The following is a 16,869-nucleotide window of genomic DNA, read 5'->3' as shown; positions in this document are numbered from 1 at the left end:
TAGGTTGACGTTTGACGAGATTTATGTTAAGGTCTGGCGAAATCAGATTATCGGATGAAGATGTAGAAACCCTTCGTAAGGCTAAAGATGCTTATAAGGGAAACTATTCTTGTGCTTCGGAGAAAATAGAGAAAATATTAATAGAAGCAAGTCGATGGTTACTTGAGGCATTTCTCGAAGAATACCGTAGTCAAACAAAAACTTCCAGTTATACCATTCCATTAAATGTCTTGAAAGCTTGGATGACAGAATCTCAGCCACAATCTGGAGCAACTAAAGAGGTTTTAAAACCAAAGGGTAAGAAATTGTACTTACAAAATAAATCTAAGTTTCAAGGATTTGAAAATGAGAAGAAAAGAGCGTACATTAATCAAAATAAAATAAATACAACCAGAATTGAAGATATTAATGATAATTCAATTCATTTAACCTTTTATGAGGATATAAACCATTTATTAAATGAGTCTATTTTAAAGGTAATTGGCATATCTGGAGATAGTTTGCGGTTTTGTACTGAAAAAAAATATGGACTAGGAAAAAAAGGGCGAACCGCTAAACAATCTTATATTGTTCAAGCTTATTGCGAAGTATTACGACGAGATTTTGAAAGTTTACAATGTTGTCAAAATCATCATCAAAACCTAAAAAATCAACGAACAAATAATGGGAAGATTTATGATATTTTAACAGAATTTAATTACACTAATCTAGTAAAATTTACCAGTTCAATAGCTGCTAAACCTTTACGAGAAGGCAGTATTTATATTCCCCCTTGTCCTCATACATATCGTTTTTGGTGTTTACATCGTTTACACAAACAACTCTTTATCACTAATAATTTGCCCGTTAAAACCATTGTTTTTAATTTTCAAGAAGAATGGAATAGGTATAGTCTTTATGGACATTTTTTCAAAGATTTTAAAGATATTAAAGATATTAAAAAAGTTTTAAAGGCTAATAATCTCTGGTTGATTTTTGAAGGAATTGATTGTGCAAACTTTTCCCTTTTAAAGGATATTTATTCGTTTTGGGAAAGCTTAATTGAAGAAGCTAGTAGAATACAAAATAGTCCCATTAAAGGCTTTTTATTAATGATTTGGTTAGATTATGGAAAAAGTAATGATTGGAGAGATAAGGACAAATTATCAGAATTTACTATTCACCGCTTACAGATTGACTCTTGCTTTGAAAAACGGTCTTTTCAGGAAATTATTCCTACTTTTGCTCAACAACTTCAGTTAGGTTGTGACTTACAGGATGAAACCACAGACTTATTTAAATCTACCTTGCAGAAATTATGGGAAAATAGCAATCAAGGCGACATAGAAAAGACATTGAACGCTTTTTATCAACAATTTCAAGGACAATTATCGAGGGAAAATAGATGGCTAAACTATCCTTAACTTACAGGGGAGAAATTCAACCCAAATCGGATCCTTATTATGAACCGATTCAACAAAAAATTTATCCCTATGACGCAGGTGATGAGTTAATAGAAGTTGTTAACTTGGCTATTGAATTGGGAATGCCTTTGTTACTAGAAGGTGAGCCGGGATGTGGCAAAAGTCGTCTAGCTCATGCCTTAGTTTATGAATTTAATTATCACCGTGAAAATAATCCTATAAAATATTATGAGTGGATAGTTCAATCTACAAGTAAAGCGGAAGATAGTCTCTATCAATATGATTATATTGGCCGTTTACAAGCTGCTCAAATTAGCGGAATTTTAAGCCAAAAAGGAGCAGGAGAATCTTCTTCTGAGCAAAAAAATCCAGCTACTTCAAAGGATTGGGTTGATTTACAACCCTTGGGTAAAGCATTTAAACAAAGTCAAGATAAGCAAGAACAATCGGTAGTATTAATTGATGAAATAGATAAAGCGGATCGAGATTTTCCTAATGATTTACTTTTAGCCATTGAATCTCGTCGTTTTTTCATTAAAGAAACAGGAAAAACAATTCAAGCAAATGATCAAGCTTTTCCTCTGATTATTATTACCAGTAATCAAGAAAAAAACTTACCCAATGCTTTTCTGAGACGTTGCATTTATCACTATATTGAGCTACCCAACCAAGAAAGATTAAGAAAAATATTAACCGAACGGTTTACCGACGCTGAACAAGAGGTTATCATCAAAGCAGTGGACCGTTTTCTGGAAGTGAGAACATCACAAGACGAGACTAAATCTGAAGGAGAAAAAAAAGTTAGCACCAGTGAATTAATAGCCTGGTTTAAATCGTTGCTCAAGTACAAACCTGAAGAAATTATCGCCAAATTAAACGAGGACAAATTACCCCACGCTAGTGTTTTACTAAAAAGCCGTACTGATTTACAAGATTATGGAACAAGAGGTTAAAAAAGCCAATGACATCCCCCCTACTTGACCTATTTTATCAACTCAGAGACGAAGAAGGATTTCTGCTGTCTATTGAACAATATTATCGGGTGGAAAATTACCTAATTCAAAAACTCGCCAATGATTCTGATATTGCTATTCAAGAAAATCCCAACTTAGAGAATCCTAAAGTTAAACTTCTTTGTCAAGCTTTATGGGTTAAATCCCCGAAAGAAAAAGAAAAGTTTGATCAGGCCTGGACAGAGATGCTACAGTTACAACCAGAAATAAATATAGAAATAGCCAAAAAAATACCTATTCGCCATCCAGAAGAATCGATTAGCAAAATCATAAACCCGATGGATGATAGGGAATCTCCCTCATTAGAAATTACCCCTTCTGGGGATACACCAATAGCACCGGAGACTTCATTTCCACAAATTGCCACAGCTATTGAAAAGCGAAAAAAAATCACCTCCTTAGATAATCCTGATTATTATCCTATTGGCATCGCTAAGTTACAAGAAAGTTGGCAGCAACTGCGTCCATTACCCCTAGAAAATCCTCGACAAACTTGGGATCTAAAAGCCACGGTGATGGCAACGGCTAAACGAGGTTTTTTTGATCAAATAATTTACCAAAAGAAACAACTTTATCGCCGAGAAATTATAATTTTTATTGATTGTTCTGACTCGATGATTCCCTTTGCAGGATTTGGGCGAATAATGAAGCAAACTTGGGCAAATGTTCCCCATTTTTACTTTGATAATCTGATTAGAGACGAGGTTTTACGACAAGAAAACGGTTGGGAAAGTCAATCTTTAACCAAAGTTCTCTCTAACTATTCTCCTGAAGTAACCAGTTGTCTAATTCTTAGTGATGCGGGTGCCGCTAGAAAACGTTATGTAGAAGAGCGCTTGAGCGCAACAGAAACCCTTATCCGACGATTTAGCCGAAGATTTAGCCGAGTCGCATGGTTAAACCCCTTACCCTATCATCGATGGTATGGGACAACTGCCTGGGATATTGCTGATTTAGCTGAAGATATACCCAATTTTTCCATGTTTGAACTAACCACAGAGGACTGGGAAAACTTGATAACATGGCTAAAAGAAGAAGCTATCCCACCCCGTCATTTATTTAATCCTAATCAATTTCACCAAGGGGATAATTGGGATGAGGATGAAGATTTTTTTAGCGCAAAAAGCCGTTTAAGATTATTTGAAAAAGAAAGCGAACCAAACACCAGAGAACTAGCGAAACGAGCGGCTTTTCCCCTTAGTTTATCCCCTAATTTACTTTATTATCTGCGTCAACATCAAGATAAAGATAATCAAGCTCCTTGGTATGCGATCGCTGATATTTTACTCTCCAGTTTAGTCCGCAAAATAGATCGAGAACTCTATGAAATGTCTCCCGATGTTCGTAAACTACTATTAGAAAAATTAACCCCAGAGGAACTCAAATCTCTGGCCTATCAGTTACAAACCTATATTCAGGAACAAATCGGTGATTATTGCTCAAAATCGGTTTATTGGCAAAATCAACAATGGTTAGCTCTTGCCTACCTAAAACCCAGTCAAGCGGTCAACGAAATCAAACAGGTACTAGCAGAAGCTATCAAAAATAATAACCGAGTGCGTCTTGTGAGATTGACAGCTTTATTAGAAAATCTATCCGCTGCTTTAGCCGATTATGAACCCTTATTATTGCTTAATAAAACGATTGCCGCCTATTCTAGAGGGGATTTAAACCATGTTGGCAATGTCCTTCAACTTTCCCCGGAAGACGAAGGAACCCTACAAAAACGTTTAATAGACAAGGTAGCCGCTATTGTTCCCTACAATGAAAACCTTTTTCTTTTTACCGCAGAAACGGTATTGGTTAATAAAACAGGCAAAGTTATCGAGAGAAAACCTGTTAAAGCCTATTTTTACGATGAAAACCTTCCGGAAGTTGGCAAGCGGAAAGAAAATCAAAACTATAGACTGACCATGGTCGCTATCCCGGGGGGAACTTTCCTGATGGGTTCACCGCCAAATGAGAAAGATAGTTTTAAGGATGAACGCCCTCAACATGAGGTTACTGTCTCCACCTTTTTCATGGGCAAGTATCCCATCACCCAGGCACAGTGGAGAGCAGTTGCCTCTCGCACGGATTTGAAAGTAGAAAAAGACCTTGATCCTGATCCCTCCCACTTTAAAGATAGGGGGGGATCGTCCACGCGCCGGGATAGACCCGTGGAACAAGTCAACTGGTACGATGCCGTCGAATTTTGTGCGAGATTATCGAAACTAACGGGAAGGGAATACCGACTACCGAGTGAGGCAGAATGGGAATATGCCTGTAGAGCGGGGACAACAACCGCCTTTCACTTTGGGGAAACCATTACGGGGGAATTGGCTAACTATGATGCCAGCAAAACCTACGCTGATGAACCCAAAGGAGAATATCGAAAAGAAACGACTCCCGTGGGACAGTTTCCGCCCAATGCCTTCGGTTTGTACGATATGCACGGCAATGTCTGGGAGTGGTGTGCCGATACTTGGCACGATAACTATGACGGTGTGCCGAGGGATGGCAGTGCCTGGATAGAAAATGGGGATGATAATCGTTCTCCGTTGCGGGGCGGTTCTTGGTTCAGCCTTCCAATTAACTGCCGTTCCGCTTCCCGCAATGCCTCCAAGTCCCGCCGCGACTGCATCGGCAACTATGACGGTTTTCGGGTGGTGTGCGGTGCTGGGGGGACCCTGTAACCCTTTTTCTCTTTTTTTCCCGCCCAAAGGCCGGTCGATTTTGTAGGGGCGAACTGCGTTCGCCCACCGGCAATAATCGTCCCACCGGCAATTATCGGCCCACCCGTTTTTTGGGGATTTGGGGGGAATTTGGGTTATTTGGGCGCACGCGATGCGCCCCTACGGGTTTTTGGGGGGTTGGGCGCACGCGATGCGCCCCTACGGGTTTTTGGGGGAATTTGGGTTATTTGGGCGCACGCAATGCGCCCCTACGGGTTTTTGGGGAATTTGGGTTATTTGGGCGCACGCGATGCGCCCCTACGGGTTTTTGGGGGGTTGGGCGCACGCGATGCGCCCCTACGGGTTTTTGGGGGAATTTGGGTTTTTTGGGGGAATTTGGGTTATTTGGGCGCACGCGATGCGCCCCTACGGGTTTTGGGGGAATTTGGGTTATTTGGGCGCACGCAATGCGCCCCTACGGGGTTTTGGGGTTTTTTGGGGTTATTTGGGCGCACGCAATGCGCCCCTACGGGTTTTTGGGGGAATTTGGGTTATTTGGGCGCACGCGATGCGCCCCTACGGGTTTTGGGGGAATTTGGGTTATTTGGGCGCACGCGATGCGCCCCTACGGGTTTTTGGGGGAATTTGGGTTATTTGGGCGCACGCGATGCGCCCCTACGGGTTTTTGGGGGAATTTGGGTTATTTGGGCGCACGCGATGCGCCCCTACGGGTTTTGGGCGCAGCGGAAGGCGAAAAACCCCCGCATCAAGTTAATCTAGATACCTTTCGAGAAAAAATTTTTTTGCACAGGGAGTCCTTAAAATAGAAGAGGGAACACAAAACCAAATTGCTGGTATTTTTCCTCTGGGCATGGTGGCGCAGTTTATAGAATTTAGCTGGAATTTATGAATCATTTTCTGCATTCTTTCACTGTTTTTCCTGATTCTGCCCGAAAATCTCGCTCTTACTCCCTGGGTAAACTGCGACGACCCTTAATCTTCCTGTTTACCGTCGGTTGTCTGACTAGCGTGGTCGGTTATCGTTTCTATAATCAGCCGAAATTGGCCGTCGGGACTATTTCCCCGGTTACGATTATCGCCCCCGAAGATGCCCGTTTTCAAGACCAAGAAACCACCGCCCTCAAACGCCAAAAAATTCGGGCTGGACTGCTTCCCCGGCTGAAAAGAGACCCCCAAACCACCGACCAGATCGAGCGATCGCTGCGAGACACTTTAGAGCAATTAAGTCAAATTCGCCCAATTCTGCGAAGAAATTCCATTTTAATGGGCAGGACTATTTCCAACGCCACAATGGAAACGCTGCTCACCTTTTCTGCCCCTCAATGGTCAACTCTACAAAGCCGCCTCAACTATGAAGAATCTTTTACAAACCTCTTGACAAAAGAGCAGGAATATGCTGTTAGCGAAATCCAAGCCTATCGTCAGCGCGTGACGAAGGGAAGCTTTGAGCAATTTATCGATCGATTGGAGCAATTACGGCAAATAAAGGAGCAAACCAGCCAAAATTATCGGCATTCCAGCTTAAATAAACTCAAATACGCCGATCTGATCACAGCAGCCCAAATGGGCGATCGAGAGTGGCAAAACCTAGAAAAAGCCATCCTGCAAGCGAGTCGCCGGATTTTGGTGCAAGGCATTCCCCCGGGGATTTCCACCAGTCACCTAGAGGATACCATCGCCGTGCAGATTAGCAGCGATCGCCTAACCAGTCGCCAGCAGTCTTTAGCCGAAAATATCCTTCTAGCGGCCCTGGAGGGAGAAGCGAACCTGATAGAAGATCGGGAGGCAACCAAAGAACAAGCCGCTAAAGCGGTGGAAGCGGTAGATATGGTCATGTCTAGCGCTCAAACCGGTCAAATTATCGTTAAAGCAGGCGAAAAAATTACTCAAGCTCAGTTTGTTCTCATCGATGGCTTTGGTTTGAGCGAACGGGGCATTAACTGGATGGGTTTAGGGTCAACGGCAATCCTTGTCACCAGCGCGATCGGGACTTTTTGTCTCGTTGCTCAGCGTCTCCATCGGCCTCTGCGTCACCGGGATTTTCTTCTCTTGGGTTTACTAAGTTTTACCACACCGATCCTAGCGATCGCCAATATTCCCTTTACCAATCTGGCAGCCGTGGGTTTATTAGTCAGCAGTTTCTACGGCCCGACTCTGGCCGTCACCCAAGTCCTCTTAACTGCCGGTCTTTCCCTATTCAGCATCCAAGGTATCAGCGCCGATTTAATCGCGGGGACGATAGGGGGACTATTAGCGGCTATGATAGCGGGAAAATTGCGTTCTAGGGATGAATTATCGCTGCTAGGGATGGGAATCGGAGTCAGTCAAGGGGGTGTTTATCTGCTCACTTACCTAATCGTTAGTGCCACGGCCAGCACGATCATCTATACTCTACTACCCACGGCGCTCGTCTATGGTCTATCGGGGATAGCTTGGACGGTAATCGCCCTAGGATTATCCCCCTATTTGGAACGCTGTTTCGATGTGGTCACTCCCATTCGTCTGGTGGAGTTGTCCAATCCTAATTGTAGTTTGCTCAAACGTTTGGCCACGGAAGCACCGGGGACTTTTCAACATACCCTTTTTGTCGCCTGTTTAGCTGAAGCGGCCGCCCGAAAACTGCACTGTAATGTGGAATTAATTCGCACGGGAACTCTCTATCACGATATCGGGAAAATGCACGATCCTCTCGGTTTTATTGAAAATCAAATGGGTGGCCCGAATAAACACGATGAAATTAACGATCCCTATGTCAGCGCCGAGATTATTAAAAAGCACGTTAGCGAAGGGTTAGTCATGGCCCGCAGACACGGTTTACCGCGAGTCGTCCGCGATTTTATTCCTGAACACCAAGGCAATCTCTTAATTTCCTATTTTTATCAGCAAGCTTTGCAAAAATCCGCCCAAAATGGTCAAGAATTCGTCGATGAGGCGGCTTTTCGCTACGATGGTCCGATTCCCCAATCGCGAGAAACGGCGATCGTTATGTTAGCCGATAGTAGCGAGGCCGCTTTGCGATCGCTGAAGGAGGCCTCCCCAGAACAAGCTATGGATATGATCAAAAAGATTTTTCAGGCCCGATGGCGCGATCAACAATTAGTAGATAGTGGTATTCGTCAGGAGGAATTACCAATTATTGCCGAGGTTTTTGTGCAAGTTTGGCAACAATTCCACCATCAACGCATTGCCTACCCGAAAGCAGTTTTAGAAGTCTCCTCAGCCAAAAAAATATGAAAAAAGATACTTGGCTAAATCCGTTACAATTTCTCTACGAACAAGATGAACATCTCTGGTTAACTGAAACAATTAAACTTCTCAAGGAAAATCGTCTAGCTGAGTTGGATATTCAACATTTAATCGAGGAGTTGGAGGCTTTGAGCAAACGGGATAAAAATCGAGTTGAGAGTTTTTTAAGACAGATAATTATTCATCTTTTGCTGTGGCAATATTGGTCAAAAGAATTTGAATTAAATCATCGGCATTGGCAAGGAGAAATAGCCACTTTTAGAGTTCAGCTAAATGGATACTTAAGCACAAATTTAGAAAAATATCTCCTAGATAACCAAGAAATAATCTATCAAGATGCCGTTTTTATTGTTGGGCAAAAAACTGAAATATCTCCTCACAATTTTCCTCTAAATTGTCCCTATTCTCTCGAACAAATGCTTGATAGGCATTGGTTGCCAGAGCGAAATTAGTTAAATCCCACAGCTAAAAATCAAGGATAATTACCAAAATGTTACTAATTACTCTCAACGAAAATACTTTATCTTTATCTCCGGGCAGTCAAGTTATTTTTCCCCATCAGACTTGGGAAGATTACGAAAGATTACTGAGTTTACGTCTCCAAAAAACCTATCCCAAACTCTATTTTAATCGCAAAACTCAAGAAATTCGGCTTATGTCTCCCTTACCAAGTCATGGCAAACGTATCAATCTTTTAAGTGATTTAGTAAAAATTATCCTTCGTCGTCAAGGCAAAGACTGGGAATGTTTTGATCCAATTACCTTGAAAATTCCGGGAGAAGCAGGAGTAGAACCAGATACTTGTTTTTATATTGATAATAGAGAGGCAATTTTAGGCAAAGAGAGAATTGATTTAACTGTCGATCCTCCTCCCGATTTAGCTATAGAAGTGGACTTTACTTCTCTGACTGATGTAGAGGCCTATCAATTGTTGAAAATACCCGAATTATGGGTTTATCGTCGGGAAGAATTAAAAATATATTTGTTAATAGAAGACAGTTATCAAGAAAGGGAAAATAGTCTTCTCTTTCCCGATATAAATATCAAGAAACTTTTTCCCTATTATGTTGAATTAGGCTGGAATCAAGGTTCTAGTATTGCTTTACGTCAGTTTGAAGCTTTAGAGAATTTTAGTTAAAACACTTTTTGTATAAAAGTGAGCTTAATCCCCCCTTGATCCCCCCTGCTCCCCTTAATAAGGGGGGTGCCGATAGGCGGGGGAATCTGACAATCCAAAGATAATTACCAAAATGCTACTAATTACTCTCAACGAAAATACTTTATCTTTATCTCCAGGCAGTCAAGTTATTTTTCCCCATCAGACTTGGGAAGATTACCAAAGATTGCTGAGTTTACGTCTCCAGAAAACCTATCCCAAACTCTATTTTAATCGCAAAACGCAAGAAATTCGGCTTATGTCTCCCCTACCAAGTCATGGCAATCGTGTTGATACATTAAGGGATTTAGTAAAAATTATCCTCCGTCGTCAAGGTAAAGACTGGCAATGTTTTGATCCGATTACCTTGAAAATTCCTGGAGAAGCGGGAGTAGAACCAGATACCTGTTTTTATATTGATAATAGACAGTCAATTTTAGGCAAAGAGAGAATTGATTTAACTGTCGATCCTCCTCCCGATTTAGCTATAGAAGTGGATTTTACTTCTCTGACTGATGTAGAGGCTTATCAATTGCTAAAAATCCCCGAATTGTGGGTTTATCGTCGGGAAGAATTAAAAATATATCTGTTCATAGAAGATAGTTGTCAGGAAAGTGAAAATAGTCGTCTCTTTCCCGATATAAATATCAAGAAACTTTTTCCCTATTATGTTGAATTAGGCTGGAATCAAGGTTCTAGTATTGCCTTACGTCAATTTGAAGCTTTAGAGAATTAGAGACCTAAAAGTGCGATGTCAAAAAATAATTGTAATTATATCAAACCGGGGACTTTCCGATAGATAGAAGCGATCGATCCCCGGAATCCTACACTGGTAAATTCTACCTCATCTCCCGCTTCATAGATCTGTTCTTGCCAAACTCCCGAATCCTCGCGACGGTGACATTCAATTTTCATCTGGTTTTGATGAATAAGAATGTATTCTTTTAGGGTGGGACAGGTTTGATAATCGCTAAATTTATCACCCCTATCAAAGGATTCCGTAGATTTCGATAATACTTCAATAATCAGAACGGGATAGAGAATAAAATCATCGGTATTGTTAATCTCTCTCTCGTCACAAACCACCGCAATATCGGGATAATAATAACAATTTGCCTCCTCTAACCGGACTTTGATATCGGAAGTGAGAACAAGACAGGGACTATCATCGAGATGGATATTCAATAAAGTGGCTAGATTTGTATTTAAGACAATATGGGGCTTTTTTGCGCCTACCATCGCATAAATCCGTCCTTTTCGGTACTCGTGCTTGATCGGACTGACTCTTTCCCCTTCTAGATACACTTCTGGAGAGACATAAAAAAAATTAGGATTCGTCACCATCGTCCCCATGCTCCCTATCCTCGAATAACTAAATTATAGCCTTTGGGAATCATCGCTCTTGGACTCAATCTCGCTAGACTTATAGATCATTGATTGTCACTTGTAATATTTGTATTACAGTTATGTGACAGAATAGAGATAACGACTCTCAAAGAGACGTTATTTAGGAATGAATCCCGAAAACGATTGATATCCATAGGTTTGCCAGAATGTCCAACGCTAAAAGTTACAAAGATACCGTTAATTTGCCTCAAACTGACTTTGATATGCGAGCAAATGCCAGCAAACGTGAGCCAGAAATCCAGAAATTCTGGCAAGATGAGCAAATATACGAGAAATTAGCGCAAAATAACCCCAAAGAATTATTTATTCTCCACGATGGTCCACCCTACGCTAACGGGTCACTGCATATCGGTCATGCTTTAAATAAAATTCTCAAAGACATTATCAATAAATATAAACTGCTGCAAGGCTACAAAGTGCGCTATGTGCCGGGTTGGGATTGTCACGGGTTGCCGATCGAACTAAAGGTTTTACAAAGTCTCAAAAGCTCGGAAAAAGAGGGTCTAACCCCTTTGAAATTACGTCAGAAAGCCCACGATTTTGCCCTTCAAACGCAAAAAGAACAGTGTGAAGGTTTCAAAAGGTATGGAGTCTGGGGAGACTGGGAAAATCCCTATTTAACCCTACAACCTGAATACGAGGCCGCTCAAATTGCCGTATTCGGAAAAATGGCCCTAAAAGGTTATATTTATCGGGGACTAAAACCGGTTCACTGGAGTCCTAGTTCTCAAACCGCTTTAGCTGAGGCAGAATTAGAATATCCCGAAGGTCACACTTCCCGCAGTGTCTATGTTGCTTTTCCGATTACGTCAGTTTCAACCCCAGTTTTAACGCCATTTTTGCCTAATTTATCCGTGGCTATCTGGACGACTACCCCCTGGACTTTACCCGGGAATTTGGCCGTCGCATTAAACCCAGAATTAAACTATTCAGTGGTGGAAACCAGCGAGTCTAATTATCTAATTGTAGCGACGGATTTAGTCGAAAAATTGGCCGACACTTTTAACACAACTTTGACGATTAAAGCAACGGTTAAAGGTCTGGAATTAGAACATACTAAATATCGTCATCCTTTGTTTGACAGAGAAAGTGCGATTCTCATCGGTGGGGATTATGTCACCACTGATTCTGGTACCGGATTAGTTCATACGGCCCCTGGCCATGGTCAGGAGGATTATATCGTCGGCCAACGTTACGGTTTACCGATACTTTCTCCCGTGGATGATAAGGGAAATTTCACCGCAGAAGCGGGACAATTTGCGGGTTTAAATGTCCTAAAAGATGCTAATGAAGCGATAATTTTAGCACTGACAGAAAAGGGTGCCTTACTCAAAGAAGAAGCATATCAGCATAAATATCCCTACGATTGGAGAACCAAAAAACCGACAATTTTCCGCGCAACGGAACAATGGTTTGCTTCCGTGGAAGGATTCCGGGAATTAGCTTTAGAAGCAATTGATTCGGTGCGTTGGATTCCCGCAACAGGTAAGAATCGCATCACTTCTATGGTTAGTGAAAGAAGCGATTGGTGTATCTCTCGTCAGCGCAGTTGGGGGGTTCCTATTCCTGTTTTTTATGACGAAGAAACGAATGAACCTCTGTTAACGGAGGAGACGATTAATCACGTTCAAGCTATCTTCGCAGTCAAGGGTTCTAATGCTTGGTGGGAGTTATCCGTAGAGGAATTATTGCCTCCCAGTTATCGCGATAATGGTCGCAGTTATCGCAAGGGAATGGATACTATGGATGTGTGGTTTGATTCTGGTTCTAGTTGGAATGCGGTGGCTAATGCTCGACCAGAATTAAGTTATCCTGCGGATATGTATCTAGAAGGATCGGATCAGCATCGGGGATGGTTTCAATCGAGTTTATTAACCAGTGTCGCTGCTAATGGTATTGCTCCCTATAAAACGGTGTTAACTCACGGTTTTGTTTTGGATGAACAGGGACGAAAAATGAGTAAATCTCTGGGTAATGTCATCGATCCCAATGTGATCATTAATGGGGGTAAAGACCAGAAAAAAGAACCCGCTTATGGGGTAGATGTGATTCGGTTATGGGTGTCCTCGGTGGACTATACCAATGATGTGAATATCGGTCAAAATATTCTTAAACAGTTGGTAGATATCCGTAATAAAATCCGTAACACTGCCAGGTTTTTACTGGGGAGTTTAAATGATTTTGATCCCGTTAAGGATGCGGTAGCTTATGAAGATCTACCGGAGATCGATCGCTATATGTTACATCGTATCTCGGAGGTGTTTACGGAAGTAACGGCAGCTTTTGAAAGTTTCCAATTTTTCCGCTTTTTCCAGACGGTACAGAATTTTTGTGTTGTCGATTTATCTAACTTTTATATCGACATCGCTAAGGATCGTTTATACATTTCTGATCCTAATTCTTTCCGTCGTCGCAGTTGTCAAACAGTCTATGCTATTGCTTTAGAAAATCTCGCTAAAGCGATCGCTCCTGTCCTGTCTCATCTAGCGGAAGATATCTGGCAATTTCTCCCCTACAAAACTCCTTATTTATCAGTATTTGAGTCAGGATGGCTAAACATCGATCCTGCTTGGAATAATCGCGAATTGGCCGATAAATGGGCCAAATTCCGGCAGCTACGCACCGAAGTTAATAAGGTGATGGAAACTGCCAGAAATGATAAGGCGATCGGTGCTTCTTTAGAGGCAAAAGTTTTACTTTATGTTGCCGATGAAACCTTACAACAGGAGTTAGAATTATTCAACAATTGTGATAGTTTAACTGGGAATAAAGTTGATGAATTGCGTTATCTATTTCTCTCTTCCCAAGTGGAATTAGTTAGTGATATTAGCGCGATTCAAACCGCAGAATATAAGGGAGAATCAGACTTTGTTTCGGTGGGAATTGTCAAAGCAGACGGCGAAAAATGCGATCGCTGTTGGAATTATTCCACTCAAGTGGGAAAATTTGCCGATGATCCCACTATTTGCGAGCGCTGTAATGCCGCTTTAAAAGGAGAGTTCTAAGCTAAATTAAAAGGGTGCTTTATTGTTTAATAAAGTACCCTTAGTTGCTTCTACAAACTTAAACTTATAGAAATTCAAGATCAAGAAAAATATGAATGTTAGCGATCTTAAGAAAACTGCCTTGATATATTGGCCAGTTGAATTAGCAGAAAAAGAAAAACTATCTAGTATAATTCCCTTACTAATACGAACTCAAGAAAGTTTTATCAGTATATTAAGAATAGCATCTAAAGACCCATTCTCATGGATAACAGCCTTAGATTTATGTGATGAACTTTATCCTAATCTATTTTTAAAACATCTCTGTGTTCTATCTGATATTGGTGGAGAAAATTTAAAACGATTCTCTTCAGAACTTTCTAGGGATTTTTATTCTAAAGATTTTGAGTTTATATTTCGAGACAAAATTTATCAATACCAGTTTGTTTCTTTGAAAAATAGAGCTACATGGAATAATAAAAATTTGGGATTAGACGGGGAGGGGATATTAAAACCTTGTTCTCTTAGCCAAGAAATCCGAGATGTTATTATGCTAATAATGTTCGGTGGTTTGGCAACCTCTATAAATGTTCCTGATGAAATAGAAGAAAAATGTATTATTGGTGCTATGATAGGTAACATTAGACTTCTGGAAGAATATATTAAGCATCGTTACATCTGGGTTAGTAAAATTACTGGGGGAGCAAAATCGAATAAAATGGGTCAGCTTGCTCAAGAATACATTAGAGAAAAATTGAAAGTATATTTACCTGAGTGGGATTTTTATAGAAAATCTATACCAGGAATAAGTCAAAATGAGGGTAGAACACTAACCAAATTTGATATAGTGGGAATACCACCTCATGATCGACCACCTTACTGGGGTATTGAAGTATCATTTCAATTTACTACTAACAGTGTTGTAGAAAGGAAAGGAAAATTGGCTAGAGATAGACGAGAAATTTTAAACAGACAGCACCATAAGGTTGCTTATGTAGTTGATGGAGCGGGAAATTTTGACAGAAGTTCTTTTATACAAGACTTAATTGATTTTAGTGACTGTGTTGTTAACTTTAGTGAAAATGATCTTAAGCGTTTAGCTAAAACTATGGAGTATTCAATTAAAAATGAGCCACAAAAGTGAAAATTGTCTGCCACTAAAAATTATTGAAATACAGCCTTCTGCATTAGAAAATAATTATCAAACTATAGGCAAAAACTCTAATGTCTATTTTCTTCATCTTCCGACTATTAAACTATGTAAAATCAAAGAAATATCTAATCTTAAAGATTACTTAATTAGTTTTGCAAATGAATTAGATGATAAAAGTGTATTGTGTATATTGTCCAATGCAGAAATTGCCTGTCAAGTCATATCGTTTTTAGAAAAATCTACATATTTCAAGCTATGGGTTGCTATCAAAAGAAGTCAAGCATTAATGGATGAGAGCTATATGTTAGACAACCATGTATCTTTGACGATGTTTACTAAATACCGTTCACCTTTAAAGCATAATAAAACTTTAATTCAGTATTCTTATTGTCCCTCCTGTAATAAAACGACAAAAGATTATGGAGGTAAAAAACATTTATATAGTCCATTGGGAACATTAATGTCAGATGTGTGGAGGGACATAAGTTATTCTCATCAAAAAATACCTCAAGATATTCTTGAAAGAATAAAGGATCTTTTTGGGTTAGAACCATATCAATTTGTGTACTATATAGATCTACAAAATTATTTTGCCACCATCGACAATAATCAAAAAATAAAACCTCTAGAAAATACAACTAATAATGTCATATACAAACAACCAAGTAATTTGATTAAAAGCAATCTACTAATTAATGATGATTGCTTAAATTATCTACGATTATTACCCAATAATTCAATAGATTTTGTTTTTGCCGATCCTCCTTACAATATCCAAAAAAAATATGATATATGGAATGATTGTCAGGATAATAATCAATACATAAAGTGGTGTATTGAATGGGTCAATGAACTGGCTAGAGTATTAAAGAATGGAAAAACTCTAGCACTCCTCAATATTCCTATATACTTGGCTAAATACTATGAATTTAGTCAAGGAGTTTTAGAATTTCAAAATTGGATAGTTTGGGAAAGTCTTAGTCTTCCTGTAAGACAAATAATGCCTGCACATTATGGTATTTTGTGCCTAGGCAAAGGTGAACCAGAAATTAAAAAAATTAGTAATGAAAGTATTTATGATTATAATTTTTCTTTAAAAGAATGGTATTGTATTAGAGAGCAATGTATCAAAAAAAGAAATAAAGATAAAACAGTAGATAGAGAACCGTTAACTAATATATGGTGGGACATTCATAGACTAAAGCATAATTCAAAACGTGTAGATCACCCATGTCAACTACCTCCAACACTAATGAAACGTATTCTCACTATATTTACCGAGGAAAATGATTTAGTATTAGACCCCTTTAATGGCTCTGGTACAACTACTCTTGTTGCCTCTATCATGAACAGACGATACATTGGCATTGAAATTTCTGAGCAGTATCATTCTTTAGCTGAACAAAGACATACAGAGTTAGAAAATGGTGTTGATCCATTTGCTAAAAGAGATATTATTCCTAAGGCTAAAAATAGTAGAGTTAATCGCATTAAAAAACAAAAATATGATGTTTCTAAAAAAACTTTACAGCTAGAAGTGAGAGATATAGCGGTAAAAATAGGACGAAAACCAACCAGAGAAGATATAGAAAAGTACAGCCAATATCCTTTCAGATACTTTGACGAATATTTTGCTGATTGGGGAGAAGTTTGTGGTGCTGTCGGTGATAAGGGTATGCAAGAAAACAAGGACATAGATAACTACCCAAACTTTAAGCAGCTTGAGCTACCATTTGAGTGATTCTTAATAATGTTGACTTATTTCTCACAGGATCGCTTAGTCAAAATTAAACCCCCTAACCGGCGAAAATTAACGGCAAGCGATCGAAAAA

At 39.8% G+C, this 16,869-nt stretch carries 12 protein-coding genes; 11 read left to right on the top strand and 1 reads right to left on the bottom strand.

Features of this window, described 5'->3' with window-relative positions; genetic code table 11:
* The first annotated feature begins 23 nt into the window (after positions 1 to 23).
* From EWV60_RS01755 to EWV60_RS01720, 8 genes are all read left to right on the top strand, one after another.
* Positions 24 to 1,403: a hypothetical protein gene (locus tag EWV60_RS01755; RefSeq protein WP_287230480.1), complete on the top strand. Its 1,380-nt coding sequence runs from the start codon at positions 24 to 26 to the stop codon at positions 1,401 to 1,403.
* A complete protein-coding gene (locus EWV60_RS01750) occupies positions 1,385 to 2,356 on the top strand; it encodes an AAA family ATPase (RefSeq protein WP_287230478.1) in 972 nt (323 codons plus the stop codon). The genes EWV60_RS01755 and EWV60_RS01750 overlap by 19 nt, the downstream gene beginning before the upstream one ends.
* A gap of 8 nt (positions 2,357 to 2,364) precedes the next feature.
* Positions 2,365 to 5,091, top strand: a complete 2,727-nt coding sequence (locus tag EWV60_RS01745) for an SUMF1/EgtB/PvdO family nonheme iron enzyme (RefSeq protein WP_287230476.1) — start codon at positions 2,365 to 2,367, stop codon at positions 5,089 to 5,091.
* Positions 5,092 to 5,229: 138 nt separating this feature from the next.
* Positions 5,230 to 5,850 (top strand): hypothetical protein, encoded by a 621-nt coding sequence (locus EWV60_RS01740; RefSeq protein WP_287230474.1) that lies wholly within the window; start codon positions 5,230 to 5,232, stop codon positions 5,848 to 5,850.
* Between the two features lie 126 nt (positions 5,851 to 5,976).
* Positions 5,977 to 8,325, top strand: coding sequence for an HD family phosphohydrolase (locus EWV60_RS01735; RefSeq protein ID WP_287230472.1), 2,349 nt, complete (start codon positions 5,977 to 5,979; stop codon positions 8,323 to 8,325).
* Positions 8,322 to 8,789 carry a DUF29 domain-containing protein gene (locus EWV60_RS01730; RefSeq protein WP_123230439.1) on the top strand — a complete coding sequence of 156 codons (468 nt, stop codon included), beginning with the start codon at positions 8,322 to 8,324 and terminating at the stop codon, positions 8,787 to 8,789. The genes EWV60_RS01735 and EWV60_RS01730 overlap by 4 nt, the downstream gene beginning before the upstream one ends.
* A gap of 38 nt (positions 8,790 to 8,827) precedes the next feature.
* Positions 8,828 to 9,475 carry a Uma2 family endonuclease gene (locus EWV60_RS01725; protein ID WP_287230468.1) on the top strand — a complete coding sequence of 216 codons (648 nt, stop codon included), beginning with the start codon at positions 8,828 to 8,830 and terminating at the stop codon, positions 9,473 to 9,475.
* Between the two features lie 112 nt (positions 9,476 to 9,587).
* Positions 9,588 to 10,229 (top strand): Uma2 family endonuclease, encoded by a 642-nt coding sequence (locus EWV60_RS01720; protein ID WP_103111683.1) that lies wholly within the window; start codon positions 9,588 to 9,590, stop codon positions 10,227 to 10,229.
* A 35-nt stretch (positions 10,230 to 10,264) separates the two neighbouring features.
* Here the strand turns inward: EWV60_RS01720 and EWV60_RS01715 are convergent, their stop codons facing one another.
* Positions 10,265 to 10,837, bottom strand: coding sequence for a Uma2 family endonuclease (locus EWV60_RS01715; protein ID WP_103111772.1), 573 nt, complete (start codon positions 10,835 to 10,837; stop codon positions 10,265 to 10,267).
* 209 nt (positions 10,838 to 11,046) lie between these two features.
* Here EWV60_RS01715 and ileS point away from each other — a divergent pair, with 209 nt between their 5' ends.
* From ileS to EWV60_RS01700, 3 genes are all read left to right on the top strand, one after another.
* Positions 11,047 to 13,905 (top strand): isoleucine--tRNA ligase, encoded by a 2,859-nt coding sequence (ileS, locus tag EWV60_RS01710; RefSeq protein ID WP_287230466.1) that lies wholly within the window; start codon positions 11,047 to 11,049, stop codon positions 13,903 to 13,905.
* A gap of 91 nt (positions 13,906 to 13,996) precedes the next feature.
* Positions 13,997 to 15,028 (top strand): restriction endonuclease, encoded by a 1,032-nt coding sequence (locus EWV60_RS01705; protein WP_287230464.1) that lies wholly within the window; start codon positions 13,997 to 13,999, stop codon positions 15,026 to 15,028.
* Positions 15,012 to 16,778: a DNA methyltransferase gene (locus EWV60_RS01700; RefSeq protein WP_287230462.1), complete on the top strand. Its 1,767-nt coding sequence runs from the start codon at positions 15,012 to 15,014 to the stop codon at positions 16,776 to 16,778. The genes EWV60_RS01705 and EWV60_RS01700 overlap by 17 nt, the downstream gene beginning before the upstream one ends.
* Positions 16,779 to 16,869 lie beyond the last annotated feature (91 nt).

The sequence above is a fragment of the Microcystis sp. Msp_OC_L_20101000_S702 genome (genome assembly GCF_007095705.1).
Classification (GTDB): domain Bacteria; phylum Cyanobacteriota; class Cyanobacteriia; order Cyanobacteriales; family Microcystaceae; genus Microcystis; species Microcystis ichthyoblabe_A.
The sequence above is the reverse complement of the archived record's forward strand: the minus strand, read 5'-3'. Positions and strand labels throughout refer to the sequence as shown.

Excerpts from the sequence above, each read along its gene's own strand:
- EWV60_RS01755 (WP_287230480.1), top strand. The coding sequence starts at position 24 with ATGTTAAGGTCTGGCGAAATCAGATTATCGGATGAAGATGTAGAAACC.
- EWV60_RS01750 (WP_287230478.1), top strand. The coding sequence starts at position 1,385 with ATGGCTAAACTATCCTTAACTTACAGGGGAGAAATTCAACCCAAATCG.
- EWV60_RS01745 (WP_287230476.1), top strand. The coding sequence starts at position 2,365 with ATGACATCCCCCCTACTTGACCTATTTTATCAACTCAGAGACGAAGAA.
- EWV60_RS01735 (WP_287230472.1), top strand. The coding sequence starts at position 5,977 with ATGAATCATTTTCTGCATTCTTTCACTGTTTTTCCTGATTCTGCCCGA.
- EWV60_RS01730 (WP_123230439.1), top strand. The coding sequence starts at position 8,322 with ATGAAAAAAGATACTTGGCTAAATCCGTTACAATTTCTCTACGAACAA.
- EWV60_RS01725 (WP_287230468.1), top strand. The coding sequence starts at position 8,828 with ATGTTACTAATTACTCTCAACGAAAATACTTTATCTTTATCTCCGGGC.
- EWV60_RS01720 (WP_103111683.1), top strand. The coding sequence starts at position 9,588 with ATGCTACTAATTACTCTCAACGAAAATACTTTATCTTTATCTCCAGGC.
- EWV60_RS01715 (WP_103111772.1), bottom strand. The coding sequence starts at position 10,837 with ATGGTGACGAATCCTAATTTTTTTTATGTCTCTCCAGAAGTGTATCTA.
- ileS (WP_287230466.1), top strand. The coding sequence starts at position 11,047 with ATGTCCAACGCTAAAAGTTACAAAGATACCGTTAATTTGCCTCAAACT.
- EWV60_RS01705 (WP_287230464.1), top strand. The coding sequence starts at position 13,997 with ATGAATGTTAGCGATCTTAAGAAAACTGCCTTGATATATTGGCCAGTT.
- EWV60_RS01700 (WP_287230462.1), top strand. The coding sequence starts at position 15,012 with ATGAGCCACAAAAGTGAAAATTGTCTGCCACTAAAAATTATTGAAATA.